This window comes from Kitasatospora sp. NE20-6, from assembly GCF_045862635.1.
The window spans coordinates 1-24852 of sequence record NZ_BPRL01000080.1; the positions used below are offsets into that span (position 1 = coordinate 1).

General features: G+C 73.7%; 20 protein-coding genes. 11 read left to right on the forward strand and 9 right to left on the reverse strand.

Annotated elements, in window-relative coordinates; genetic code table 11:
* Positions 1 to 103: 103 nt before the first annotated feature.
* Positions 104 to 3025 carry a hypothetical protein gene (locus SNE206_RS35460; RefSeq protein ID WP_407917692.1) on the reverse strand — a complete coding sequence of 974 codons (2922 nt, stop codon included), beginning with the start codon at positions 3023 to 3025 and terminating at the stop codon, positions 104 to 106.
* A 289-nt stretch (positions 3026 to 3314) separates the two neighbouring features.
* Entirely contained in the window at positions 3315 to 4118 is an 804-nt protein-coding gene (locus tag SNE206_RS35465) for an exodeoxyribonuclease III (RefSeq protein ID WP_407917693.1), read from the reverse strand.
* 261 nt (positions 4119 to 4379) lie between these two features.
* On the opposite strand from SNE206_RS35465, the gene SNE206_RS35470 reads away from it, so the two are divergent.
* Positions 4380 to 5156: a UTRA domain-containing protein gene (locus tag SNE206_RS35470; RefSeq protein ID WP_407917716.1), complete on the forward strand. Its 777-nt coding sequence runs from the start codon at positions 4380 to 4382 to the stop codon at positions 5154 to 5156.
* A 96-nt stretch (positions 5157 to 5252) separates the two neighbouring features.
* Here SNE206_RS35470 and SNE206_RS35475 read toward each other — a convergent pair whose 3' ends face one another.
* Both SNE206_RS35475 and SNE206_RS35480 read right to left on the reverse strand, forming a co-directional pair.
* Positions 5253 to 6413 (reverse strand): ROK family protein, encoded by a 1161-nt coding sequence (locus tag SNE206_RS35475; protein WP_405009526.1) that lies wholly within the window; start codon positions 6411 to 6413, stop codon positions 5253 to 5255.
* A gap of 291 nt (positions 6414 to 6704) precedes the next feature.
* On the reverse strand, positions 6705 to 7376 hold the full coding sequence (locus tag SNE206_RS35480) for an enoyl-CoA hydratase-related protein (protein WP_407917694.1): 672 nt from the start codon (positions 7374 to 7376) through the stop codon (positions 6705 to 6707).
* A 384-nt stretch (positions 7377 to 7760) separates the two neighbouring features.
* Between SNE206_RS35480 and SNE206_RS35485 the strand changes: the two genes are divergently transcribed.
* The 6 genes from SNE206_RS35485 to SNE206_RS35510 all read left to right on the forward strand — a co-directional run bounded on the left by SNE206_RS35485 (position 7761) and on the right by SNE206_RS35510 (position 15023).
* On the forward strand, positions 7761 to 8684 hold the full coding sequence (locus tag SNE206_RS35485; protein WP_407917717.1) for an NADP-dependent oxidoreductase: 924 nt from the start codon (positions 7761 to 7763) through the stop codon (positions 8682 to 8684).
* A 471-nt stretch (positions 8685 to 9155) separates the two neighbouring features.
* Entirely contained in the window at positions 9156 to 10538 is a 1383-nt protein-coding gene (locus tag SNE206_RS35490; RefSeq protein WP_407917718.1) for an alpha-amylase, read from the forward strand.
* A gap of 420 nt (positions 10539 to 10958) precedes the next feature.
* On the forward strand, positions 10959 to 13094 hold the full coding sequence (locus SNE206_RS35495; RefSeq protein WP_407917695.1) for an MMPL family transporter: 2136 nt from the start codon (positions 10959 to 10961) through the stop codon (positions 13092 to 13094).
* A gap of 223 nt (positions 13095 to 13317) precedes the next feature.
* The gene (locus tag SNE206_RS35500) at positions 13318 to 13608 is read left to right on the forward strand and encodes a hypothetical protein (protein ID WP_407917696.1); all 291 of its coding nucleotides are present in this window, start codon (positions 13318 to 13320) and stop codon (positions 13606 to 13608) included.
* A gap of 154 nt (positions 13609 to 13762) precedes the next feature.
* Positions 13763 to 14476 (forward strand): class I SAM-dependent methyltransferase, encoded by a 714-nt coding sequence (locus SNE206_RS35505; RefSeq protein WP_407917697.1) that lies wholly within the window; start codon positions 13763 to 13765, stop codon positions 14474 to 14476.
* A 43-nt stretch (positions 14477 to 14519) separates the two neighbouring features.
* A complete protein-coding gene (locus SNE206_RS35510) occupies positions 14520 to 15023 on the forward strand; it encodes a GNAT family N-acetyltransferase (RefSeq protein ID WP_407917698.1) in 504 nt (167 codons plus the stop codon).
* 13 nt (positions 15024 to 15036) lie between these two features.
* Here SNE206_RS35510 and SNE206_RS35515 read toward each other — a convergent pair whose 3' ends face one another.
* Complete coding sequence (locus SNE206_RS35515) at positions 15037 to 15621, reverse strand: helix-turn-helix domain-containing protein (RefSeq protein WP_407917699.1); 585 nt, start codon at positions 15619 to 15621, stop codon at positions 15037 to 15039.
* Between the two features lie 67 nt (positions 15622 to 15688).
* Between SNE206_RS35515 and SNE206_RS35520 the strand changes: the two genes are divergently transcribed.
* Positions 15689 to 16405 carry an AzlC family ABC transporter permease gene (locus tag SNE206_RS35520; protein ID WP_407917700.1) on the forward strand — a complete coding sequence of 239 codons (717 nt, stop codon included), beginning with the start codon at positions 15689 to 15691 and terminating at the stop codon, positions 16403 to 16405.
* On the forward strand, positions 16405 to 16713 hold the full coding sequence (locus tag SNE206_RS35525) for an AzlD domain-containing protein (protein ID WP_405009517.1): 309 nt from the start codon (positions 16405 to 16407) through the stop codon (positions 16711 to 16713). Before SNE206_RS35520 ends, SNE206_RS35525 begins: the two co-directional genes overlap by 1 nt.
* A 16-nt stretch (positions 16714 to 16729) precedes the next feature.
* On the opposite strand, the gene bioD is transcribed toward SNE206_RS35525, so the two are convergent.
* From bioD to bioB, 3 genes are read right to left on the reverse strand one after another with little or no spacing between them, the layout of a single operon-like run.
* A complete protein-coding gene (gene bioD, locus SNE206_RS35530) occupies positions 16730 to 17470 on the reverse strand; it encodes a dethiobiotin synthase (protein ID WP_407917701.1) in 741 nt (246 codons plus the stop codon).
* Positions 17467 to 18762: an adenosylmethionine--8-amino-7-oxononanoate transaminase gene (locus SNE206_RS35535; protein WP_407917702.1), complete on the reverse strand. Its 1296-nt coding sequence runs from the start codon at positions 18760 to 18762 to the stop codon at positions 17467 to 17469. The genes bioD and SNE206_RS35535 overlap by 4 nt, the downstream gene beginning before the upstream one ends.
* On the reverse strand, positions 18762 to 20024 hold the full coding sequence (gene bioB, locus SNE206_RS35540) for a biotin synthase BioB (RefSeq protein ID WP_407917703.1): 1263 nt from the start codon (positions 20022 to 20024) through the stop codon (positions 18762 to 18764). The genes SNE206_RS35535 and bioB overlap by 1 nt, the downstream gene beginning before the upstream one ends.
* Before the next feature lie 209 nt (positions 20025 to 20233).
* On the opposite strand from bioB, the gene SNE206_RS35545 reads away from it, so the two are divergent.
* A complete protein-coding gene (locus tag SNE206_RS35545) occupies positions 20234 to 21103 on the forward strand; it encodes a hypothetical protein (protein WP_407917704.1) in 870 nt (289 codons plus the stop codon).
* Between the two features lie 84 nt (positions 21104 to 21187).
* Here SNE206_RS35545 and SNE206_RS35550 read toward each other — a convergent pair whose 3' ends face one another.
* Positions 21188 to 23686 (reverse strand): DEAD/DEAH box helicase, encoded by a 2499-nt coding sequence (locus SNE206_RS35550; protein ID WP_407917719.1) that lies wholly within the window; start codon positions 23684 to 23686, stop codon positions 21188 to 21190.
* A 323-nt stretch (positions 23687 to 24009) separates the two neighbouring features.
* Between SNE206_RS35550 and SNE206_RS35555 the strand changes: the two genes are divergently transcribed.
* Complete coding sequence (locus SNE206_RS35555; protein ID WP_407917705.1) at positions 24010 to 24852, forward strand: nitrilase-related carbon-nitrogen hydrolase; 843 nt, start codon at positions 24010 to 24012, stop codon at positions 24850 to 24852.

Genomic DNA, 24852 nt, shown 5'->3' on the forward strand with positions numbered 1-24852 from the left:
ATCTCCGCCGTGAACGACTCCAGGTCCTCCCGGACCCGATCCATCTCCTCAGGTGTCACACACCATCAACGCGCCCGCGGCCACAAGGACACGCCGCCAGTGATCACACCTGACCAAGCCCTACTAGAGCCCGGCCGGTCAACAACTCCTCTACGGCGGGGCCGAGCCGTGCCGGCGCGTCGCTGGCAACGCGGCGGAGGACGGCTTCGCCGTCCTCGCCGAGATCCGCGCCGAGCAGTGCCAACAGCTCGACCATGACCTCGTCGGTGATCTCCCGCGGCAGCTCACGGCGGGCACGGCGGCGGGCACGGCGACGGCGGCCGTTCCCCAAGAAACGCAGCCGCTGCTCCTCCAGGAATCGCTGCTCCGCTTCGGCCTCCCCCGGAGGCCGGGCTGCCTGTGCGTCCTCGAACCGGCGGTCGGCTGCGGCGCAAGCGGTGATCAGGCGGTCGTGCAGCTTGACGCGCAGCGGATAGCCGGCGGGTTCGTTCTTGACGATGACGGCATGGAGCCAGTCTCGCAGAATGCCCTGCACGTGCTTGCCTCGGCGCCATGGCTCCTCGTCTTCGAGCAGCAGGGCGATGATCGGTTCGACAGCGGTGATCCGTACCAAGCCTGCTTCATTGTGCAGGCGCTGGTCCACGAGTCGGATGAGTCGCCGCACGCCGGTGTCGGGGTGAGCTTGTAGGGCCGGCCACGCGTCGCGAAGGACCGGGTCGGGTGCTCCGAGCGTCAGGAGCGCTTCACCGGGCACGTCTCCCCAGCGGTCGCCGTGGCCCTGGGCGACCAGGCCGTCGAACTCCTCCTGCAGGCGGGCGAGTCTGCCGCGTACGGGGGTCTTCAAGGCATCGGGCGCGGCGAGCAGTGCTTGGCAGGCGAGTCGTGCGGCACCGAGCGCCCACCGCGGCACGCCGACCTCGACCAGCTTCGCAGTGGGATGTCCCGCGGAGAGGAAGAGTCGGGCGATCGCGTACCGGCGGACCTCGTCGTGCGCGAACTGCGGGCCGATGGCGAACGGGTCATCAGGGTCCGTGCGGAGCAGGCCGTCCTGTCGGAGGCCGGCGAGCGCGGTGGGGTCGATCGCGCTCACGACCTCCAGGGCATCTCCCTGGCCGAGTTCCAGGGCCGCGAGGCGTAGCAGCGTGATACTGCGGGCGTCGGGGGTACCGCGTTCGGGATGTCCTGGGCGGAGTACCAGTCGCGACCACACCTGCTGCATGGCGTCGGCATCGCTGAGGGGAGTGCCGTTGACACCTCCGCGGACTAGCAGGTCCACCACGACGGGCCTGCGCAGCAGTTCACGTGACCTGGAGTCAGCTGCGAGGGTCGACAGCTCGGTGAAGACGGTGACGACTTCGGCCACCTGGGCGTCGGTCAGTGGCGGCACCTCGAAGCTCGCGACCTCTGCGGTGATGCGATCCGTGATGGTGTCGCGGACCACCTGCTGGGCGTCGTTCGCGGTGATCGCGACAGTTTTGACTTCGGCCTGGCGTGCCGCGTCGATCAGGTGGAGGAAGGGCTCGCGTTTCCCTTCGGCGAGGGCATCCGCGCCGTCGATCACCAGGACGCGCCGAGGGGCGCTGAGCTCGCCGAGAAGGGTCGCCAGCGGGGTGCCGAGCGCGGTCTCCAGCTCCATTGTGGTGTTCGGGAGTTGTCGCAGATTGATGCACACCGTCTGCACGGAGTCGACGTCCTTGGCGGCGTCGGCAAGCGTGCGGAGGACCAGGGCGCTCTTGCCTACGCCGGAGTCACCGCGCGCGACGACCGCCGCAGCCTCGGACTCGATGAGTTGGAGCAGTTGGCTCGCGGTGTCGCTGCGGTCGAGGTGTACGGTGCGGTCGGCACCCTCGGCGGCGATCTCATCGCGGACCGACGCGAGCGCGCGCTCGTGCAGGTGGTCGAGCATCCGCCACCCCTGCCGGTGGCGGCGTGTGGTCGAGTCGAGGACCTCGTGCGCATCGCGCCGCAGGACGCTCAGGTCGACGGTGGCTGCCTTCGGTGGGTACTCGTCGGCCAGGGCGACGAGCCGCTCCAGCAGACGGGTGGCCCCGTAGAGGTCCGTGCCGCGGGCGACGGGGATCAAGGTGTTCGTTACGCCGGCCCAATCCAGTTCGTCCGGTGTCTCGAGTCTGGGCATGAGCACGGTCAGCCGCGACAGCATCTCCCAGGTGCGCTGTTGGACAAGCTGCAGGCTGGGATCGGGAGTTCCGGGCTTCGTGAGTGCGAGTTCGACGAGCTTCTCGATGTGGGTGAGGCGTGTCCGCACCTCGGTGGTGAACTTCCGATGTGTGCGGATGAGGCCGAAGAAGCTGGGTGTGTCCTTCTGCCGGAGAGCTTCGGCGGCGAGTACGGCGAGCTGTTCGGCGTGGTCCTGGGGGCCTGCGACGACCAGTGCCGCCCGGTGTTCGGGGCCGTTGCTCGGCACGTTGGCGGTCTCCTGCACGAACGTGGAGATGAGCTTCCTGCTCAGCTCGTTACTCTGCACGAGGTCGGGTGCGCGCCGTACGGCGATGGCGAGTACGAGGGAGGGCTCGGACTCGTCGGCACGGGCCGCGTGAACGACGAGGTCATCAACCGAGTGGCCGGGCGACTGCTGGAAGTCCACCCCTACCACCAGTCGGCCGTCGCCGAGCTCGGTCGCGCCAGCACCGAGGAGCAGACGCGCGAGGTACTGGACAGCGACCTTGCGCTCGAAGGTGACGCCGCCACCCCCTGTCGCGTATGGACTCATCCCGCCAGGGTCCGAGGCGTCGGCGGTGCTCGCCCGAGTCTCCTCCAGCCAGGTGCGCAGCACGGCGTTCGCGCTGTTGATGTGCCACTGGTCGGCGCGGCCGACCCGGCTGGAGATCGCGTACCCGGCGTCCCGAAGCCTGTGCAGCGCCGCCGTCGCCATGGTCGGGGACACACCCAGCGCCGCGGCCACGGCCCGGCCGGACAGCGGCCCGCCTGCGCCGGCCAGGGTTTCCAGTGCCTTGTATTCGCACTCGCTCAGCGTGCTGCGAAGCAGATCGACGGTAGACGCCACATCCCCACCTTATCGGCCCGTCCTGCTCCTTCAAGGCACACCGGAGGCCGCCCCGGAGACGCCGACCCGGGCGGTCGACCTCCTGCGGGCGGCGGGGGAGTGGACACGGTCGAGCTCCTTGACCACCTACGCCGTCGAGGCGGCGCTGGCCTGCGGCCTCCACGACGAACTCGAGCGGCTCACAGCCGAACTCGAACTCCAGGTGTATGGGAAGGACTCACTGGCTGCCGACGCCGGACTGCAGTGCTGCCGGGCGTACCCCGGCGTTCGGCGATGCCGGGTCGCTGAGTCAGAACTTGTGGTCGAGGACCGCCGTGACGGGCGCGTGGTCGGACCAGCGCTCGGCGTGGGAAGCTGGCCGCTCCACGTACGCCTCGGTGCAGCGGCTTGCGATACCCTCCGTTGTACAAATCAAGTCGATTCGCCAGCCCGAGTCGTTGTCGAACGCCCGGCCGCGGTAGGACCACCACGAGTACGGGCCGGGCCGGTCGGGGTGGAGGCGGCGGACGACGTCGACGTAGCCGACCTCGTCGAAGAGGCGGGTGAGCCAGGCGCGCTCCTCGGGGAGGAAGCCGGCGTTCTTCTGGTTGGCGCGCCAGTTCTTGAGGTCGTCCTCGCGGTGGGCGATGTTCCAGTCGCCGCAGACGAGCACCTCGCGGCCGTCCTCGGCGGCCCGCCGCCTCAGGTCGTCGAGGTGGACGAGGAACTCCGCCATGAAGCGTTCCTTCTCGTCCTGGCGCTCGGTGCCGACCTCGCCGGACGGCAGGTAGAGGCTGGCGACGGTGAGGCCGGGCAGGTCGATCTCGGCGTACCGGCCGGAACCGTCGAACTCGGTGGAGCCGAACCCGACGGCGGTGCGCTCGGGCGCGCGGCGGGAGAGCACGGCGACGCCTGCGCGCCCCTTGGCCGCGGCGGGCGCCCACACGGCGTGCCAGCCGTCGAGGTCGCGGATCTCCGGGGGGAGCTGGCCGGGTTCGGCGCGGACCTCCTGCAGGCAGACCACGTCGGCCTTGGTGTCGGCGAGCCAGCCGACGAGGCCCTTCTTGGCGGCTGCACGGATGCCGTTGACGTTGACGGTTGAAACCACGATCACCCCGGGAGGGTACCGGGCGGCGGGCCGGATCGCCGAAGCGGCAGGCCCCGGGTGTGGCGGGGTTCACGAACGAGCGGGCCGCGGCGGGGACCGGTCGGCGGCCCGTCATTGGTCTTGACCATGTCGTTCGGCACCCCCTAAGGTCACATACTGCAAAGACCTTTAATAAAGAAGGACGGATAAAGCCCACCCTCCCCACCTGCCGAAACAGGGGAGTGGTGGGCCGGCCCACACTTCAGGACCTTCAGGGTGGAGGACACGGTGGCGCAAGGACAGCTCACGGCAGCCCCGGAGCCGAAGTACTGGCACCTGCGCACCGTGTTGGTGCGCACCATCGACTCGGAGTTCTCCACGGGGCAGGTGCTGCCCAACGAGCGTGAGCTGGCAGCGCGCTTCGGGGTGGCCCGGGCGACGCTGCGGCAGGCCCTCGACCAGCTGGAGCTGGAAGGCCGGCTCGTCCGCCGCCGCGGCATCGGCACCCTGATCGCCGCCCCGCGGGTCGGTGTGCCGGTGAGCAGCAGCGAGGAGGGCTGGCCGAGCGCCTCGCGCAGCCAGGCCTGGCGGGTGGTGGACTGCACGAGCGCCCCCGCCACCGAGCGGCTCGCCGCCGAACTGGGCATCCCCCAGGGCGAGATCGTGCACACCGTGCGCCGGCTGCGGCTGGTGCAGGGCCGGGTGATGGCGACGGAGTCGCTGCACGTGCCCGACTCCGCGGTGCCGCACCTGCCCGCACTCCCGCAGCTCGTCGGCTCGACGGCCGAGGGCGAGCGCGCCCGCTCGGTACTGCGCCAGCTGGAGCGGTGCGGGGTCGACGGGGAGTCGCGCACCGTGGAACTGGGCGTCGCCGAGGCCGCGCAGGCGGCCCTGCTGGAGCGTCCCCCGGGCACGCCGGTGCTGGTCGTCACCACGCAGTACGCCGCGGCCGGCCGCCGGATCGCCCGCGCGGTCTGCACCTACCGCGCGGACACCTGCAAGCTCACCTTCGGCGAGGCCGGGGCCGTCGAGGTCACGCCGGTCGAGGCGGTCCGCTCCGCCTGAGCCCGCCCGCACCGCCCGTACGCGGCGCCGGTCCCCTCGGGGCCGGCGCCGCTGCACGTGCCGGCCGACCGGGGCGCCGGAGCCGCCGACGGCCGGTCAGCGGCTGCCGGTGCCGGGCGGATCGACGGCGAAGAGCTGCACCTCGACGTGGTCGAGGGCGACCCGCAGCGCGCCCGTCGCCACGACCTCCGTGCCGAGCGTGGCGAGCGACACCTCGGGTGCGCGCAGCGTGAACTGCGCGAGCCGCTCGCGCAGCGGCTCCAGCACGCCGTCCAGGCCGGCCGCCCAGCCGCCGACCACGACCAGCTCCGGGTCGAGCGCGAGCACGAGCGCGGCCACGTCGTGGACGAGCCGCCGCATGAAGCGGTCCATCGCGACCTGGGCGACCTCGTCGCCCTCGCGGGCCAGCCGCAGCACGCGGGCGACGGCGGCCTCGTCCAGCGGGTCGAGGGGCTTGCCGGTGGTCGACAACAGCCGTTCGGGGGTGGCCTCCTGGCCGAGCAGGTGCAGTGCGCCGATCTCGCCGGCCGCACCGCCGTAACCGCGGTGCAGCCGCCCGTTGATCAGGGAACCCGCACCCGGGCTGAGCCCGGCCATGACGAAGACGACGTCGCCCTTGCCGACGGCTGCGCCCTTCCAGTGCTCGGCGATGGCGGCGAGGTTGGCGTCGTTCTCGATGGTGACGGTGCAGCGGAACGAGCGGCGCAGCCGGGCGCCGAGGTCGAGGCCGGTCCAGCCGGGCATGGCGGTGCTGAGCTGCACGGTGCCCTCGCCGTCGACGATGCCGGGCGTGCCGACGGCGACCGCCCACAGGCTGTCGCGCGAGACGCCGGCCTTGCGGAGCACCTCGGCGACCGTGGTGCGCATGACGCCGAGCCGCTCCTCGGCGTCGAGCGTCTCGTGGACGGGCTTGGCGTGGCTCGCGAGGATCTCGCCGGCGAGGTCGGCCAGCACCACACGGACGTCGTGCACGCCGATCTCGATGCCCAGCACGTGGCCGGCCTCGGCGCGGAAGCGGAACCAGCGGGCGGGGCGGCCGCGGCGCCCTCCGCCGTCCTGGCCGTTCTCGACCTCGGCGACGAGCCCGGCCTCCAGCAGGCCCTCGATGACTCCCTCGACGGTGGGCCGGGAGAGCCCGGTGTCGCCGACGAGCCGGGTCAGGGTCACGGAGTGCCCGTCCCGCAGCGCCCGCAGGGTGACTGCCGCGTTGATGCGACGCAGCAGTGAGGAGTCCCCTCCGGTGAGCCGATCCGTCAAGTCGCTGCCTTTCCCGCGTTCGCGCGACAGCTCTGGCGCGCGGTGCCGAGTGCGCGGTGACCTCCGTTGCCCCGCGAGAGCCCGCCGTCGGGCCGGTGCGGCACGTGGCCATCCGGCGCCCGGGGCGTCAGCCGGATGGTACTCGGGCGCCCGTTCGGCCGCGAGCGTTTCCGCAGCTCATCACGGCTTCGGTATGGAAACGGTACTTAGCCGGTGATGCTCCCGTGCGTTCGCGGAACGGGAGGCGGGGACGCCGGTGACGGCCGGTCCGGCCGCGGTGGTCCGGGGGCGTCAGCCGAGGGGGTCGTCCTCGGAGCGCAGGGTCTCCAGGACGGTCGCGTACATGCGGGCCTTGATGGTGCCGAGCGTGGGGCCGGCCTTGGCCGCCTGGGCCCGTGCGATGCCGACGGCGGTGGGGCGCACGGCGTCCTCGTCCACCGCGCGGTCGACGACGGCGGCGGCCAGGGCGTCCGTGCCGCCGTAGCGCCGCGCGGTGGTCATGGCCTCGTGCGCGACCTGGGGTGCCAGCCGTGCCTGGATCAGGGCGGACATGCCGGGGGTGAAGGGGATGTCGATGTCGGCCTCGGGCAGGCACCAGAAGCCGCGGTCGGCGCGCATCACGCGGAAGTCGTGCGCGAGGGAGAGCATGGCCCCGGCGGCGTAGGTGTGCCCCTGCAGGGCGGCCACGGTGACCACGGGCAGCGACAGCATCCGGGCGAACAGCCGGTGCACCGACACGACGTACTCCTGGTACCGGTCCGCGTTGGCGTAGAGCCACTCCAGGTCGAGGCCGTTGGAGTAGAACTTGCCGGTGGCGGCGGTCACCAGGGCGCGGGCCCCGTCGGTCTTCTCCACCTCGTCGAGGGCGGCGTCGGCGGAGGCGATCCAGTCGGGGTGGAAGCGGTTCTCGCCGTCGCCGAGGTCGAGGACGAACACGTCGTCGTGGCGGTCGAGCACGGGCATGGTGGGCTCCTTCGGCGGGGCGGACGGCGGACGGCGGACGGGTGGCGGTCGGGTGAACGGGGGTACGGGCGGCGGACCCGGGTGCGCGGCCCGGTCGCCGGCCCTGCGGGCAACGCTCACCGCGATCCCGCCTACCCATCGGTAACATATGATGCGCGGCCGCGCCCGTGCAAGGGTCCGCGGGTCGCCGTCCCGCGGCGCGCCGCCGGTGGCCTTCGCCGGCGCGGCCCGCCGGCCCGCCCGTCCTGCGGTCGCCCGTTCTGCGGTCGCCCGTCGCCCGCCCGTCGTGGTCCGATGGTGGTCGAGCCGGGTGTGGTGCACCGACCCGCCCGCGAGCCCGCACAGTGGAGGTTCACCATGGCCGGATCGCCCGATGCCGGGGTGATGAGAGCGGTCGCCTACCGCGCGTACGGCGGCAACGAGGTCCTTGCGGCGACCACCCTGCCCCGCCCGAAGGTGGGCCCGGGCGAGGTGCTGATCAGGGTGCGGAGCGCCGCGGTCAACCCGGTCGACTGGAAGGTGATGGCGGGCGGACTGGACGGGCTGATGGACATCGTCTTCCCGGCCGTGCCCGGCTGGGACGTCGCCGGTGTCGTGGAGCAGGTCGGCCTGGACACCCCCGAGTTCGCGCCCGGTGAGGAGGTCTGCGCCTACGCCCGTCGCGATCACGTGCACGGCGGCACGTTCGCCGAGTTCGTGACGGTGGCCGCCCGCGACGTGGCCCTCAAGCCGGCGTCGCTCGGGTGGGACGAGGCCGCGGGCCTGCCGCTGGCCGGGCTGACGGCCCACCAGACGCTCACCCGGCTCGGGACGGGCCCGGACGACGTCGTGCTCGTGCACGGCGCCGCGGGCGGGGTCGGCACGTTCGCCGTGCAGATCGCGGTGGCGCTGGGCGCCCGGGTGATCGGCACCGCGTCGCCGTCCAACCACGAGCGCCTGCGGGCGCTGGGCGCCGAGCCGGTGGCGTACGGCGAGGGCCTGGCGGAGCGGGTCCGCGCGCTGGCGCCGTCGGGGGTGACGGTCGTCGCGGACTACGTCGGCGGCGTCCTCGACGCCACGCTGGCCGTGCTCCGGGAGGGCGGCCGGCACGCGTCCATCGCCGACGACCGGGTGGTCGGTGCGGGCGGGCAGTGGATGTGGGTGCGCCCGGACGGCGACGGACTGCGGGCGCTGGCCGTGCTGGCCGACGAGGGCCGGCTCGTGGTGCCGGTGGCGGCGGTGCTGCCGCTGGAGCGGACGGGCGAGGCCTTCGACCTGAGCCGGGAGGGTCACACCCACGGCAAGATCGTCATCCGGGTGTCCGAGTGACCGCGGGCGCCCGCGGGTGGTCGTGCGCGGCCGGTGGGCCGCGGCGGCGCGGGCCGCAGGGCGGCTGACCCGCGAGGCTGACGCCCCCGTCGTGTTCCGGCTCCGCGCCGGGCCGCGGCGGGGGCGTCGCCGTGCCGTGCGGCGTCCGGTGCGGGCCGCGGGGCGGGGTGCGCTCCAGGGGTGTTCAGCGGCGTTCCCCGCGCGAAGTCTTGACGGCGATTCATCAAAACCGTACGTTCTGGGCTCGGAAAGTTTCCAGCAAGTTTCATGACCATTTCGGAAATTCTCCGAATGACTTTGCATGCCCCCCTGTGCGCCCATGCGCACCATGCACCCCAGCCCAGCTCCCCGAGCTGCCCCCACCCGCAAGGAGACGCCGTGGACCGATCCGTACGCGAGCCGCAGCGCAGACGCGAGCCCCGGCGCGGGCACCGCAGGCCGCGCACCGCGGGCGTGCTCGCCACCGCCGCCGTGCTGAGCCTCCCGCTCGGCGCGGGCCTCGCCCAGGCCCCCGCCGCGCACGCCACCCCGCCCGGTGCCAGGACGGTGACCGCCACGCTGTTCGAGTGGACGTTCGCCTCGGTCGCCAAGGAGTGCACCGCCACGCTCGGCCCGAAGGGCTACGGCTACGTCGAGGTCTCCCCGCCCCAGGAGCACATCCAGGGGGCGCAGTGGTGGACCTCCTACCAGCCCGTCGGCTACCGGATCGCCGGCCGGCTCGGTGACGCCACCGCCTTCAAGGCCATGGTGAACACCTGCCACGCGGCGGGCGTCAAGGTCGTCGCCGACGCGGTGGTGAACCACATGAGCGCAGGGTCCGGCACCGGCACCGGCGGCACCGCGTACACCAAGTACAACTACCCCGGCTACTACCAGACCCAGGACTTCCACTCCTGCCGCACGAACATCAGCGACTACGGCAACCGCGGCAACGTGCAGAACTGCGAGCTCTCCGGGCTGGCCGACCTCGACACCGGCAGCGACTACGTGCGCTCCACGATCGCCGCCTACCTCAACACGCTGATCGCCGCGGGCGTGGACGGCTTCCGCATCGACGCCGCCAAGCACATGGCCGCGGCCGATCTGGCGGCGATCAAGGCCAAGTTGAGCAAGCCGGGCATCTACTGGGTCCAGGAGGTGATCTACGGCTCCGGCGAGGCCGTCCAGCCGGGGGAGTACACCGGCACCGGGGACGTGGACGCGTTCCAGGGCGCGTACGACCTCAAGCGGATCTTCACCTCCGAGAAGCTCGCCTACCTGAGCAACTGGAACGACTCCTGGGGCGCGGGCTACCTGCCCGGCGCCAGCGCCCGTACCTTCACGGACAACTGGGACACCGAGCGCAACGGCTCCACGCTCAACTACACGTACGGCTCCACCTACACCCTCGCCAACGTCTACATGCTGGCCTGGCCGTACGGCTCACCCAACGTCTACTCCGGCTACGAGTTCTCGAACGCCGACGCCGGCCCGCCCAACGGCGGCACCGTCAACGCCTGCTTCTCCGACGGCTGGAAGTGCCAGCACAAGTGGCGGCAGATCGCCAACATGGTGGGCTTCCGCAACGCCGTCGCGGGCACCGCGGTGACGAACTGGTGGTCCAACGGCAACAACGCCATCGCCTTCGGCCGCGGCGGCAAGGGGTACGTCGCCGTCAACCGCGAGTCGGGCGCGATCAGCCGGACCTTCCAGACCTCGCTGCCGGCCGGCACCTACTGCGACGTCCAGCACGGCGACCCGACCGCCGGCGGAGGCTGCACCGGACCCACCTACACCGTCGGCTCGACCGGCACCTTCACCGCCACCGTCGGGGCGGGTGACGCGGTGGCGCTCTACGTCGGGGCCACGGCGTAGCGGCGGGCCCGGAGCCGTGACCGCGGGGTCCGGGGCGCGCTGTGCGAGCAGCGCGCACCGGACCCCGCGGCGCAGGCGGGGCCGCCTGGGGGCGGGGCCGGCGGTGGCCGGGCGGCGCGCGGAGCGGCCTGGGGGCGCCGCCGGCCCCGGACCCCGCGGCGCAGGCGGGGCGGCGTGGTGGCGGGGCCGGCGGTGGCCGGGCGGCAGCGGGCGGCGGTGGCGGCGGGAAGGCCGGGTCGTTCGATGCACGATCGATGCGACACCGGTGCGCGGCGCATTCGGTCCAGGATCGCGGGCAGGCGGGGCGGGTGTCGGCGTCCGTGCGCCCCCGGCGCTGTGGTTCACCGATAAAGACTCTCAATCATTGAGATACTATCGGCCGTCCGGTCTTTCACCGCCCGCCCGAAGGGCTCCCCCGCCATGCTCGCCAACCGACGTCGCCTCAGACTCCTCCTGCCCCTCGCCCTCCTGATCACCTGGCTCGCCCTGGGCGGCGCGTTCGGCTCCTACGCCGGAAAGCTCTCCGAGGTCGCGACCAACGACAACGCCGCGTTCCTCCCCCGGAGCGCCGAGTCCACCGAGGTCGTCCGCCTCGACAAGGGATTCCAGGCCGACTCCACCCTCCCCGTGATCGTCATCTGGGAGAACAGCGGCGGCGGCGCCCTGGAGCCCGCCCAGCAGGAGGCCGCAGGCCGCGCGATCGAGTCCGCCGCCTCCGTGCCCGGCGCCGTCGGCAGGCCGTCACCGGTCATCCCGTCGTCCGACGGCAAGGCCGCCGAGGCGATCCTCCAGCTCCGCGCCGACCTCGGCACCGCCACCCCGGACAGCGTGGACGCGATCCGCGGCCTGGCCGAGAAGGTACCCGGCACCACCGTCGCCATCGCCGGCCCGGCAGCCATCCAGGCCGACCTCTCCGGCGCCTTCGCCGGCATCGACGGCCTGCTCCTGGGCGTCGCCCTCGGCGTCGTGCTGGTCATCCTGCTCGCCGTCTACCGCAGTGTGCTGCTGCCCTTCCTCGTCATCCTCGGCGCGGTCTTCGCCCTCGGCGTCTCCTGCGCCGTCGTCTACGTGCTCGCCGACCACGGCGTCGTCCGCGTCGACGGGCAGGTCCAGGGCCTGCTGTCGATCCTGGTCATCGGCGCCGCCACGGACTACGCACTGCTCCTCTCCGCCCGCTTCCGGGAGGAGCTCCAGCAGCACGGCGACCGCTTCACCGCCATGCGCATCGCCTGGCGGCAGTCGCTCGAACCCATCGCCGCGTCCGGCATGACCGTGGCCCTCGGCCTGCTCGTCCTGCTGCTCTCCGACCTCACCAACAACCGCGCCCTCGGCCCGGTCGGCGCCATCGGCATCGTGTGCTCCGTCCTCTCGGCCCTCACCTTCCTGCCCGCCGCGCTGGTGCTGCTCGGCCGCGCCGCCTACTGGCCCGCCCGTCCGCCCGCCGACGGCACCGCCCCGGTGCACGGCATCTGGCGCAGGGTCGCCGCCGTCGTCGGCCGCCGTCCCCGCGCCACCTGGGCGGCCAGCCTCGTCGTCCTCGCCGCCCTGGCCGCGTTCGCCCCCGCACTCGACAGCAGCGGCGTGCCGCAGACCGAACTCTTCATCAAGGAACAGCCCTCCGTCACCGCCCAGAAGGTCCTGTCGGCGCACTTCCCCGGCGGCTCCGGCAACCCGGCGGTGATCATCACCTCCGCCGGCGGCGCGGACTCCGTCGCCGCGGCCGCCCGCACGGTGCCCGGCGTGACCTCCGTCCGCCCGTACACCGGCGGCGACCCGTCCGCCCCCGCGAAGACGGTCGACGGCAGGGTCCGCCTGGACGCGACGCTGAACGACCCGGCCGACAGCGACGCCGCCGTCGCCACCGTGCAGCGCCTGCGCGACGCCGTGCACGCGGTGCCCGGCTCCGACGCCCGCGTCGGCGGCTACACCGCCCAGCAGTACGACACCCGGACCACCGCACAGCACGACCGTGCGGTCATCATCCCGGTCGTCCTGATCTGCATCCTCGCCGTCCTCGTGCTGCTGCTGCGCTCCCTGCTCGCGCCCGTGCTGCTCGCCGCCACCGTGGCCCTCTCCTACCTGGCCACGCTCGGCGTCTCGGCGATCGTCTTCCCGCACGTCTTCGGCTTCAGCGCGACCGACCCCTCCGTGCCGCTGTACGGCTTCGTCTTCCTGGTCGCCCTCGGCGTCGACTACAACATCTTCCTCATGACCCGGGTCCGCGAGGAGGCCCTCCGGCACGGCACCCGGGAGGGCGTGCTGCGCGGCCTCACCGCGACCGGCGGCGTGATCACCTCGGCGGGCGTGGTGCTCGCGGCGACGTTCGCCGCCCTGGGCGTCATCCCGCTCGCCTTCCTCGCCCAGATCGCGTTCATCGTCGCCTTCGGCGTCCTGCTCGACACGCTGCTCGTGCGCTCGCTCCTCGTCCCCGCGCTCGTGCACGACCTCGGCGGCCGCGTCTGGTGGCCCGCCCGCCTGCCCGCCCCGACCGCCGCCCGCACGGGCCCGGCCGACACGGCGGACTCCGCCGGACTCCCCGAGGACGCCCGCCGGTAGCCGGACCCGTCCCCGGGCCGACCTGCCCCTGCCCCGGCTCTGCCCTGCCCTGCCCGCGCACCGGACCGCCCGGTGCGCGGGCAGGGCCGTCCGCCCGTCCGGCCCGGTCCCGTCCTGCCCGGCTCCCGCTGCGCAGGCGGAGCGGAGCTGCCCGGGTCCAGAGTGGAAGGTGGCCTCCCGGCAGCGCGCGGGGGAGCGGCCCCGACGGAAGGCGGTCCCGACGATGGCCAGGATCGTGGTGATGCTGGAGATCGAGGAGCTCGACGCCGCACGCGACCTCGGCGGCGGCGAGCACCCCACGCCGGGCAGGGCCGCGCTGGTCGTCCACGCGGCCGGCCCCGCCGCCGACCCGTCCCGTCCCGCGCCGCGCACCTTCTGCGGGCTGGAGACGGCCGGGCTGCAGCGCGACCCGGCGCAGCCCGACGACGCCGACGGCGAGTGGTACCCGGCACGCTGGGCCCAGCGGGTCTGCGACGACTGCGCCGCGGCCGTCCACCACCTCACCGCGCACTGAACCCGGCAGCCGCCGTCCGGCGCCCGGCAGCCGGTGGGACTCCGGGCCGGGCGGACCGGAACCGCCCGTCGGCGGACGCCGATCGGCCTGGCCCGTCGCTCCGGCCGGTCGCCGGTGGCGGCCCGGCCGGTCGCGGGCCCTCTATGCTGCGGGCATGCCGAACGAGACCCCCACCCTCCCGGACCGGGCCGCCTCCGTGGACGCGGCCTTCGTCCGCAGGGAGACCAGCCAGGCGCTCGTTCCCTTCGTACCGGAGGTCAGCCTGCACATGGCGGACGACGCCATCGCGCTGTGGGAGACCACGGAGTCGGCGCGCGGCGAGGTGGGCCTGCCGCCGCCGTTCTGGGCGTTCGCCTGGGCGGGAGGGGTGGGGGTGGCCCGGTACGTCCTCGACCACCCCGGGCTGGTGCGGGGACGGACGGTCCTCGACGTGGCGGCCGGCTCCGGTCTGGTGGGCATCGCCGCGGCGCTGGCCGGTGCCGCGTCGGTCCGTGCCGCGGAGATCGACGCCTACGCGGTGGCGGCGGTCGGGATCAACGCCGAGGCGAACGGCGTGCACGTCGACGCGGCCGTCGAGGACCTCCTCGACGGCGACGGTGGATCCGCCGAGGTCGTGCTCGCCGGGGACGTCTTCTACGAGCGCGCGATGGCGGCGCGCTTCCTGCCGTTCCTGGAACGCGCCCGGGCCCGCGGCGCCGTCGTCGTCGTCGGCGACCCGGGCCGGGCCTACCTGCCGCGGGAGCGGTTCACGGAACTGGCCTCGTACGAGGTGCCGGTCGTGGCCGATCTGGAGGACACGGCGCTCAAGCCCACCACCGTCTGGCAGCTCGCGCCCCTCTCCGGCGACGGGACGGTGTCCGGGTGCTGACGGTGCCGGGCCGCAGGGCCGGTGCGGCTGCCGGACGGCGCGCATGAACGAGAGCCCCGCCGCGCACGCCCCGGCCCCGCGGAGCGGCACCGCCGGCCCGTCCGGCGCGGACGGCCGGGCCGTGCGGATCCGGGCCGCGGTGCCAGGGGACGTCCCCGCGCTGCTGGAGTTCTGGGCCCGGGCGGCGGAGGGCACGAGCATCACCGACGACCCGGCGGGCGTCGCCGGTCTGGTCGCGCGCGACCCGGAGGCCCTGCTGGTCGCGGAGGTCGACGGGGTGCTCGCGGGCACCGTGATCGCCGGGTTCGACGGCTGGCGCTGCCACCTCTACCGCCTCGCGGTCGCCCCGGAGCTGCGGCGCCGCGGGGTCGGGGCGGCCTTGGTGGCGGCCGCCGAGCGGCGGTTCGAGGCGCTGGGCGGACGCCGCGCGGACGCCATGGTGCTGCAGCACAACGACCTCGGCCGCCGCGCGTGGGAGGCCGCGGGCTACCGGCCCGAGGAGCAGTGGCGGCGCTGGGTGAAGCCCCTGGAGGGACCGGAGCGCTGACCGCCGCCGGCCGTCAGACGTGCTCCATGACGATCACCGCCGCGGTGCCGGGCGCGAGCGCCTCGAAGACGTGCAGGGCGTCGCCCGGGTAGGTCACGTAGTCGCCGGGGCCGAGCTCGACCGGCGCCTCGACCGGGCCGACCAGTGCGCGCCCGGTGCCGAGCACGAGGTGCTCGACCGAGCCCGGGATGTGCGGGTCGGAGATCCGGGGCTCGCCGGGCTCGGCGGTGATCCGGTAGATGTCGCGGCGGGCGCCGGGCGGGCAGGAGGCGAGCAGGGTCGCCGCGTAGTCGGCGTGCTCGGCGTAGGTGACCGGCCCCTCCCCGGCGCGGATCACCCGCACGTGGGGGCGCGGCGGGTCGACGAGCCGGCTGAACGGCACCTCCAGCGCGGCGCCGAGCGCCCACAGGGTCTCCACGCTGGGGTTGCCCGTGCCCGACTCCAGCTGCGAGAGCGTCGACTTGGCGATCCCGGCCCGCCGGGCCAGCTCGGCCATGGAGAGCCCGGCCCGCTCGCGCTCCCGGCGGATCGAGGCGGAGATCAGGGCGATGAGGTCGAGCGAGGAACGGTGCCCTCCTGCTGCCGACGCGTTGTCCACGTGTTCGCTCCAGACTGCCGATCGTTCGACTTGACGAACGGCGGTGATGCTGTTCATTCTAATGGACATGCGTTCGGCATTGCGAACACTCGACCGCGGCACGCTCCGCGACATCACCCTGGTCTGTCTCGCCGACGCCCTCGTGGGGGCGTCCTTCGGTGCGATCGCGGTCTCCGGCGGCCTGCCGCCGTGGGTACCGGTCGCCATGTCCCTGCTGGTCTTCGCCGGCGGCTCGCAGTTCGCCGCGGTCGGCGTCGTGCTGGCCGGCGGCGGACCGGTCGCCGCCGTCGTGACCGGCCTGGTGCTCAACGCCCGCCTCCTGCCCTTCGGCTTCGCGGTCGGCGACGTCCTCGGCGGCCGGTGGCGCGACCGCCTCCTCGGCAGCCACCTGCTGACCGACGAGTCCACCGCCTTCACCCTGCTCCAGCGCGACCCGGCCGCCCGCCGCGCCGCCTACTGGACATCCGGCGCGGCGCTGTTCGCCTTCTGGAACATCGCCGTCCTGCTCGGTACGCTGGCCGGCGGCGCCATCGGCGACACCGACGCCCTCGGGCTGGACGCGGCCTTCCCGGCCGTCCTGCTGGCCCTCGTCCTGCCCTCGCTCGGCGACCGGTCGGTCCGCAACCCGGCCCTCGTCGGCGCGGTGCTCGCGGTCGGCGCGACGCCCTTCCTGCCCGCCGGACTGTCGGTGCTGTGCGCACTGGCGGCACTCCTGCCCGCCGTCCGCTCGGCACTCCGGGCCGCGCCCGCCCGGTCCGTCGCCACCGCGGGGGAGGCCCGCTGATGCCGCTGCCCGCCATCCTCCTGCTCGCCCTCGGCACGTACGGCCTGCGGCTGGCCGGGCCGCTGCTCCGCGACCGGCTCCGGCTCTCCGCCGGCCTGGAGCAGCTGCTGTCGACGGCCACCGCCGTGCTGCTCATCGCCCTCGTGGCCACCGCGGCCCTCACCCAGGCGCAGGGCTTCGCCGGCTGGGCCCGCCCGGCCGGGGTGCTCGTCGCCGGGGTCCTCGTGCTGCGCCGGGCGCCGTTCCCGCTGGTGGTGGTGGCCGCGGCGGCGACCACGGCGCTGCTCCGGCTCGGCGGGGTGCCGTGACCCCGGACCCGTCCCGCTACCGCCCCGGCGGGGCCACCGCGTGCGCGGCGGTGAACGCCGCCGCGTCCCAGGTGCCGCCCAGGGCCGGCGCGAGGGCCGCGCGGGCCGCCGCGGTGAACGGCTCGCCCCCGACCGCCGCCGCACCCAGCGGCAGCGCGCCGAGCAGGGGCGCACCCGCCACGGTCGGCAGGTCGGCGAGGTTGCAGCGCATCGCGAGGTCGGGCTCGGCGGGCCAGGCCCCGATCACCACCCCGCGCAGGTCCAGCCCGCGTGCCCGCAATGCCTCCGCGGTCAGCGCGGTGGTGTTGAGGGTGCCGAGGCCTGCGGAGGCGACCAGCAGCACGGCCGGTGCCAGGCCCAGCGCGGCGGCGGCCCGGGCCATGTCGGCGAGGGTGCGGCCCTCGTCGTCGTAGCGGACGAGCAGCCCGCCCGCGCCCTCCACCAGCACCAGCGGGTGCTCCGCGGCGAGTTCGGCGACGGCCTCGGCGACCTGCCCGGGGCCGACGGGCGGCAGCCCGGAGCGCCGGGCCGCCGTGTCGGGGGCCAGGGGCTCGGGGTAGCGGGCGAGTTCGCGCACGGTGAGGTCGCGGCCCGTCAGCCGGAGCACCTCGGCGACGTCGCCGGGCTCGCCCGGGGCGACGCCGGTCTGCCCCGGCTTCAGGACGGCCACCGGGCCGTCCGCGAGGGCGGCGACCGCCGCGGTGGCGACGGTCTTGCCGACCTCCGTCCCGGTGCCGGTCACGAAGAGCACGGTCATCCGGCCACCGCCGCCGCGGTCACCCCGGCGGTGATCCGCGCCAGGTCGTCGTCGCCGGTCACGTACGGCGGCATGGTGTAGACGAGGTCGCGGAACGGCCGCAGCCACACGCCCTCCCGGGCGGCCGCGTCCGTGGCGGCCGCCATGTCGACCGGGTGGTCGAGCTGGACGACGCCGATCGCGCCGAGCACCCGCACGTCGCGGACGCCCGGTGCCCCGGCCAGCGGGGCGAGGCCCGTGACCAGGCCGGCCTCGATCCGCTTGACCTCCTGCGCCCAGTCCTGGCCGAGGAGCAGGTCGAGGGAGGCGTTGGCGACCGCCGCGGCCAGCGGGTTGCCCATGAAGGTCGGTCCGTGGGCGAGCACCGGCACCTCCCCGCGGCTGATCCCGTCCGCGACCCCGGCGGTGCACAGGGTCGCCGCCATCGTCAGGTACCCGCCGGTGAGCGCCTTGCCCAGGCACATGACGTCGGGTGACACCCCGGCGTGGTCGGCGGCGAAGAGCGCGCCGCTGCGGCCGAAGCCGGTCGCGATCTCGTCGAACACGAGCAGCACGCCGTGCGCGTCGCACAGCTCGCGCAGCAGGCGCAGGTAGGCGGGGGAGTGGAAGCGCATGCCGCCCGCGCCCTGCACGACCGGCTCGACGACGACGGCGGCGAGCTCGTCGGCGTGCTGCTCGACCAGGTCGGCGAGCGAGGCGGCGTACGCCTCGTCGACGGGGGCGTCGAACCCGGCGGGGGGCTCGGCGGCGAAGAGCTGGCGCGGCAGCACCCCGCCCCACAGCTGGTGCATGCCGCCCTCGGGGTCGCACACCGACATGGGGTGGAAGGTGTCGCCGTGGTAGCCGCCGCGCCAGGTCAGCACCCGGCGCTTGGCGGGCCGGCCCACCGACTGCCAGTACTGCAGGCACATCTTCATCGCGACCTCGACGGCCACCGACCCGGAGTCCGCGAGGAAGACGTGCTGCAGGGGCGCAGGCGTGATCTCCACGAGCCTGGCCGCCAGCCGGACGGCGGGCTCGTGGGTGAGGCCGCCGAACATGACGTGGCTCATCCGGCCGAGCTGGTCGCGCACGGCCTCGTCGAGCACGGGGTGCCGGTAGCCGTGGATCGCGGCCCACCAGGACGACATGCCGTCGACGAGTTCGCGGTGCCCGGCGGCCGGCTCGGCGAGCCGCAGCCGCACCCCGGACGCGGACTCCACCACGTACGGGGTGACGGTGCCGGGCATCGGCCCGTACGGGTGCCAGACGTGCGCCCGGTCGAGGTCGAGCAGCTGGTGCACGTCGCCCATCAGGCGTTCGGCGCCAGCTCGGTGCCGGCGCCGCGCCGGCGCACCCGGACGAGGTCGGTCCGGGCCTCGTCGGCGTCCTCCCCGGCCGGGGCGGGGGCGTGCCCGCCGCAGGGGCCGCAGCCACCGCTGCCGCAGGCGTGCCCGCCGTCCGCAGTACCCGCCGCACTGCCCGCCGCCGTACCGGCCTCGGACGCCGCGGAGCCGCAGCCGCCGGAGGAGGCGGTGCCGCAGCCGTGCCCGGCCGCGGCGGCGGCGTCGGCCCGGTGCCGCGGCAGGGTGGCCTCGCCCGCGCCCTCGACGGTGAAGCCGGCGTCCTTGATCATGTCGAGGTCGGCCTGCCCGGCCTGGCCCTCACTGGTCAGGTAGTCGCCGAGGAAGATCGAGTTGGCGATCTCCAGGCCGAGCGGCTGCAGGCTGCGCAGGTGGACCTCGCGGCCTCCGGCGATCCGCACCTCGACGTCGGGGCAGACGAAGCGGACCATCGCCAGGATGCGCAGGCAGCGCTGCGGGGTGAGGTTCCACTCCTGGGCGAGCGGCGTTCCCTCGAACGGGATCAGGAAGTTGACCGGCACGGAGTCCGAGCCGATCTCGCGCAGGGCGAAGACCACGTCGACGAGGTCGGCGTCGCTCTCGCCCATGCCCGCGATGAGGCCCGAGCACGCCGACAGGCCCGCACCGTGCGCCTTGGCGACGGTGTCGACGCGGTCCGCGTAGGTGTGGGTGGTGGTGATGTCGCCGTACGTCGCCTCGGAGGTGTTGAGGTTGTGGTTGTAGGCGTCGGCACCGGCCGCCTTCAGGCGCTCGGCCTGGTTGTCGGAGAGCAGGCCCAGGCAGGCGCACACCTCGACCTGCTCGTCGGCGTCCTTGATGGCGGCGATGGTGTCGCTGACCCGGTCGATGTCGCGGTCCGTCGGGCCGCGCCCGCTGGCGACCAGGCAGACCCGCTTGGCGCCGCCCGCCACGCCCGCCCTGGCGGCCTCGGCGGCCTGCTCCGGCTTCAGCCAGGTGTACTTGAGGATCTCCGCCTTCGAACCGAGCCGCTGCGAACAGTAGGAGCAGTCCTCCGGGCAGAGGCCGCTCTTGAGGTTCACCAGGTAGTTGAGCTTGACGCGCCGTCCGAACCACTGGCGGCGCACCTTGCCGGCGGCCGAGACGACGTCGAGCAGTTCGTCGTCGGTGGTGGCGAGGACGGCCAGGGCCTCCTCCCGGGTGGGGAGTTCCCGGCGCAGGCCCTTGGCGGTGAGGGTGTCGAGCAGATCCATGCGCCCGATCCTGCCCGGGGCACGTCGCGTTCCGCCAGAGGGAACCCGCCAGAAGATCGGCGTGGCGGTGTGCGAGTTGTCACAGTGCCGCCGCACAGGGTAGTGGCGCAGGGTGGTGCGCAGCTCACGCACGCCCCCCGGTCACGTCCTGCGCCCTTCTCCGGGCCCTCCCTCCGGGCCCGACTGATCATCTGCTTACAATCACCCGCATGACTTCGCAGGGGGAGCCCGACCAGTCCGCCGCAGGCCAGGAGGGCGGAACGCCCGCCACCGACCGCCGCGGGCGGCACTTCGGACGCCGCCGCACCGCGCTCTGGTGCGCCCTGGTGGTGGCCGCCGCCGGCGTCGGCTTCGTCGTCAGCCTGCCGCACCCGGGCGACCTCATACCCGGGCTGGGCTCCACCGCAGGCGGCCCGAAGGCCCAGCCCGCGCCCGGCCTCGACTCGCAGCAGCCCCTGACGGAGGCCCAGGCGTTCACCGCCGACCACTACTTCCCGGGCGACCGGACGGTCGAGCAGGACGGCGTGCAGGCCCGCCGCACCGCGGCCCGCGGCGGCGGCGACTGCGCGGAGACCCTCCTCGACCGGGCCCGCGATCCGCTGCACGACACCGGCTGCCAGGCGTACGTCGGCGTCGCCTTCGACCACGTCGACCAGAAGGTGGTCAGCAGCGTCACGGTGTTCCGCTTCGCCGACGAGGAGGGCGCCCGGAAGGCCCGGCAGGCGCTCACCGACCCCGGCGCGCTGCTCTTCGTGACCTCCGCCCCCGCGACACCCTCCCCGACGACCGGCGCGACGGCGAGCCCCGGGGCCGGCACCGCGAGCGCCTCGCCCGGCGCACCCGCCGGCGCGGCCCCGTCCACCCCGGCCGCGGTCACGACCCCGCCCGGCGGGTCCGCCACCCAGCCCGCGCCGAAGCCCGTGACCGCGGTGCGGGTCGAGCCCGTGGGCCGCTACCTGACGGTCACCGTCTCCCGCTACGCGGACCAGCGCACCACGACGCCCCCGGACGACCGCACGCTCGACCACGCGGCCCGGGCGCTCTCCTACGTCGTCCGCGCACCGTTCCTCTGGATGTAGGCCCGACCGGACCCGGCAGGCCCCGGCGCCGACAGGCCGGGTCCGGGGCTGGCCGGGCCCGGCAGGCCGGCCCGGCCTGCCGGATCAGCCGCCGAGCCGGTCCACCCCGGTCACCCGCAGCACCGCCCGGCCCTCCTCGTCGGAGCCGAACAGGTCGACCTCGGCGCTGATGCCCCAGTCGCGGTCGCCCGCCGGGTCGTCGAAGATCTGCCGGACCCGCCACAGGCCCTCGTCCTCGACCTCCTCGATGAGCAGCATCTTCGGGCCGCGGGCGTCGGGGCCGGTGCCGAGGTCGTCGTACTCCTCCCAGTACCCGTCCAGCGCGTCCGCCCACCGGTCGGAATCCCAGCCGTCCTCGCCGTCGAGCTCGCCCAGCGCGCCGTAGTTCTCCAGCGCGGCCATCTCGACACGGCGGAACATCTCGTTGCGCACCAGCACGCGGAAGGCGCGGGCGTTCGCGGTGACGGGCGCCGGCTTGTCGTCGAGCCGCACCTCGGCCGACTGCGGGTCGGTCGGGTTGGCGAGCTGCTCCCACTCGTCGAGCAGCGAGGAGTCGACCTGCCGCACCAGCTCGCCGAGCCAGGCGATGACGTCCTTGAGGTCGTCCGTCTTGATGTGCTCGGGGACGGTCTGCTCCAGCGCCTTGTACGCGCTCGCGAGGTAGCGCAGCACGATGCCCTCGGTGCGCGCCAGGTCGTAGTGGCCGACGAAGTCGCTGAAGGTCATCGCCCGCTCGTACAGGTCGCGGACGACGGACTTCGGCCGCAGCGGGTGGTCGCCGATCCACGGGTGCGCCCGCTGGTAGACCTCGTACGCGTGGCCGAGCAGCTCCTCCAGCGGACGGGGGTACGTGATGTCCTGGAGGCGGGCCATCCGCTCCTCGTACTCGACGCCGTCGCGCTTCATCTCGCCGATGGCCTCGCCGCGGGCCTTGTTCTCCTGCGAGGCGAGGATCTGCCGCGGGTCGTCGAGGGTGGCCTCGACGACGGAGACGACGTCCAGCGCGTAGCCGGGGGACTCCGGGTCGAGGAGGTCGAAGGTGGCGAGGGCGAAGGTGGAGAGCGGCTGGTTGAGCGCGAAGTTCTCCTGCAGATCGAGGGTGAGGCGCACGATGCGGCCCTCGGCGTCCGGCTCCTCCAGGCGCTCCACGACGCCGCCCTCCAGCAGCGAGCGGTAGATCGCGATGGTGGAGCGGATGTGCCGGCGCTGCGCGGGCCGGTCCTCGTGGTTGTCGGTGAGCAGCTTGCGCATCGCCTCGAAGGCGTTGCCGGGGCGGCCGATCACCGACAGGAGCATCGCGTGGCTGACCTTGAAACGGCTGACCAGCGGCTCCGGATCGGCGCCGATGAGCCGCTCGAAGGTCTCCTCCGACCAGCCGACGAAGCCCTCCGGCGCCTTCTTGCGGACGACCTTGCGGCGCTTCTTCGGGTCGTCGCCGGCCTTGGCGAGCGCCTTGTCGTTCTCGACGACGTGCTCGGGCGCCTGCGCGACGACCTGGCCGACGGTGTCGAAGCCGGCCCGGCCGGCCCGGCCCGCGATCTGGTGGAACTCGCGGGCACGCAGCACCCGCACCCGCTGGCCGTCGTACTTCGAGAGGGCGGTGAAGAGCACCGTGCGGATCGGCACGTTGACGCCCACCCCGAGGGTGTCGGTGCCGCAGATGACCTTCAGCAGGCCGGCCTGCGCGAGGCGCTCCACCAGACGGCGGTACTTCGGCAGCATGCCGGCGTGGTGCACGCCGATGCCGTGCCGCACGAAGCGGGAGAGGTTGCGGCCGAACTTCGTGGTGAAGCGGAAGCCGCCGATCAGGTCCGCGATGGCGTCCTTCTCCGCCTTGGTGCACATGTTGATGCTCATCAGCGACTGCGCCCGCTCCACCGCCTCCTTCTGGGTGAAGTGCACGACGTAGACCGGCGCCTGGCCGGTCGTCAGCAGCTCCTCCAGGGTGTCGTGGATGTTGGTCCGGCGGTACTCGTAGAACAGCGGCACCGGGCGGGTCGCGGAGCGGACGACGCTGGTGGGCCGGCCGGTGCGGCGGGTGAGGTCGTCCTCGAAGCGACGGACGTCGCCGAGGGTGGCCGACATCAGCAGGAACTGCACGTGCGGCAGCTCCAGCAGCGGGATCTGCCAGGCCCAGCCGCGGTCGGGCTCGGCGTAGAAGTGGAACTCGTCCATCACGACCTGGCCGATGTCGGCCCGCTCGCCGTCGTGCAGCGCGATCTGGGCGAGCACCTCGGCGGTGCAGCAGATGATCGGCGCGGTCGGGTTGACGCTCGCGTCGCCCGTCATCATGCCGACCTGTTCGGTACCGAAGATCTTGCAGAGGTCGAAGAACTTCTCGGACACCAGGGCCTTGATCGGCGCGGTGTAGAACGTCCGCTTGCCCTCGGCCAGCGCGGCGAAGTGCGCACCCGCCGCGACGAGGCTCTTCCCGGAGCCGGTGGGGGTCGCCAGGACGACGTTGTTCCCCGAGACCAGCTCGATCAGCGCCTCCTCCTGGGCGGGGTAGAGGGTGATGCCGCGCTCCATCGCCCACTCGGCGAAGGTCTCGAACAGGGCGTCGGGGGTGGCGGGCTTCGGCATCAGGTCCAGGAGGGTCACCGGCCCATCTTGCCTGGCCGGGATCACCGGGGGCAAAGCCCGGGCCGGGGCCGGGCCGCGGACCCGCCGCGGCACGGCTCGTACACACCCCGCGCGGGGGCGGTTCGAATTAACCGAGTATCCCCGTTCGAAACGCCGGTGTAACCCTTCGGGCGGCACTCCGTCATCCGCATCGGATTTACATCCGATCATGGTTTCGCGACGGAACGCAAAACGCCGGAGAGCGTTACAGCGTGGTACTGCACCTTCCGCCGGGAAACTCCTAATGTCAGCGGTCTACACCGACTTCCGCAAGGAGTTGAGCGATGAGCCGAGTCGTCAGGGCCGCCCTCTTCCAGACCGCCTGGACGGGCGACAAGGAAACCATGGTCGCCGCCCACGAAAAGGCCGCCCGCGACGCGGCCGCGCAGGGCGCCCAGATCATCGGATTCCAGGAGGTCTTCAACGCCCCGTACTTCTGCCAGGTGCAGGAGCCGGAGCACTACGCCTGGGCCGAAGCCGTCCCGGACGGCCCCACCGTGCAGCGCATGCAGGCCCTCGCCCGCGAGCTCGGGATCGTCGTCGTCGTCCCGGTGTACGAGGTCGAGCAGTCCGGCTTCTACTACAACACCGCCGCCGTCATCGACGCCGACGGCAGCTACCTCGGGAAGTACCGCAAGCACCACATCCCGCAGGTGAAGGGATTCTGGGAGAAGTACTACTTCAAGCCCGGAAACGTCGGCTGGCCGGTCTTCGACACCGCCGTCGGCAAGGTCGGCGTCTACATCTGCTACGACCGGCACTTCCCCGAGGGCTGGCGCGCACTCGGCCTCGCCGGCGCCGAGATCGTCTACAACCCCTCCGCCACCAGCCGCGGCCTCTCCGCCTACCTCTGGCAGCTGGAGCAGCCCGCCGCCGCCGTCGCCAACGAGTACTACATCGCCGCCATCAACCGCGTCGGCGTCGAGGAGTACGGCGACAACGACTTCTACGGCACCAGCTACTTCGTCGACCCGCGCGGACAGTTCGTCGGCGAGGTCGCCTCCGACAAGGACGAGGAACTCGTCGTCCGCGACCTCGACCTCGACCTCATCGAAGAGGTCCGGCAGCAGTGGGCCTTCTACCGCGACCGCCGGCCCGAGGCCTACGGCCCGCTCACCGAGGCCTGA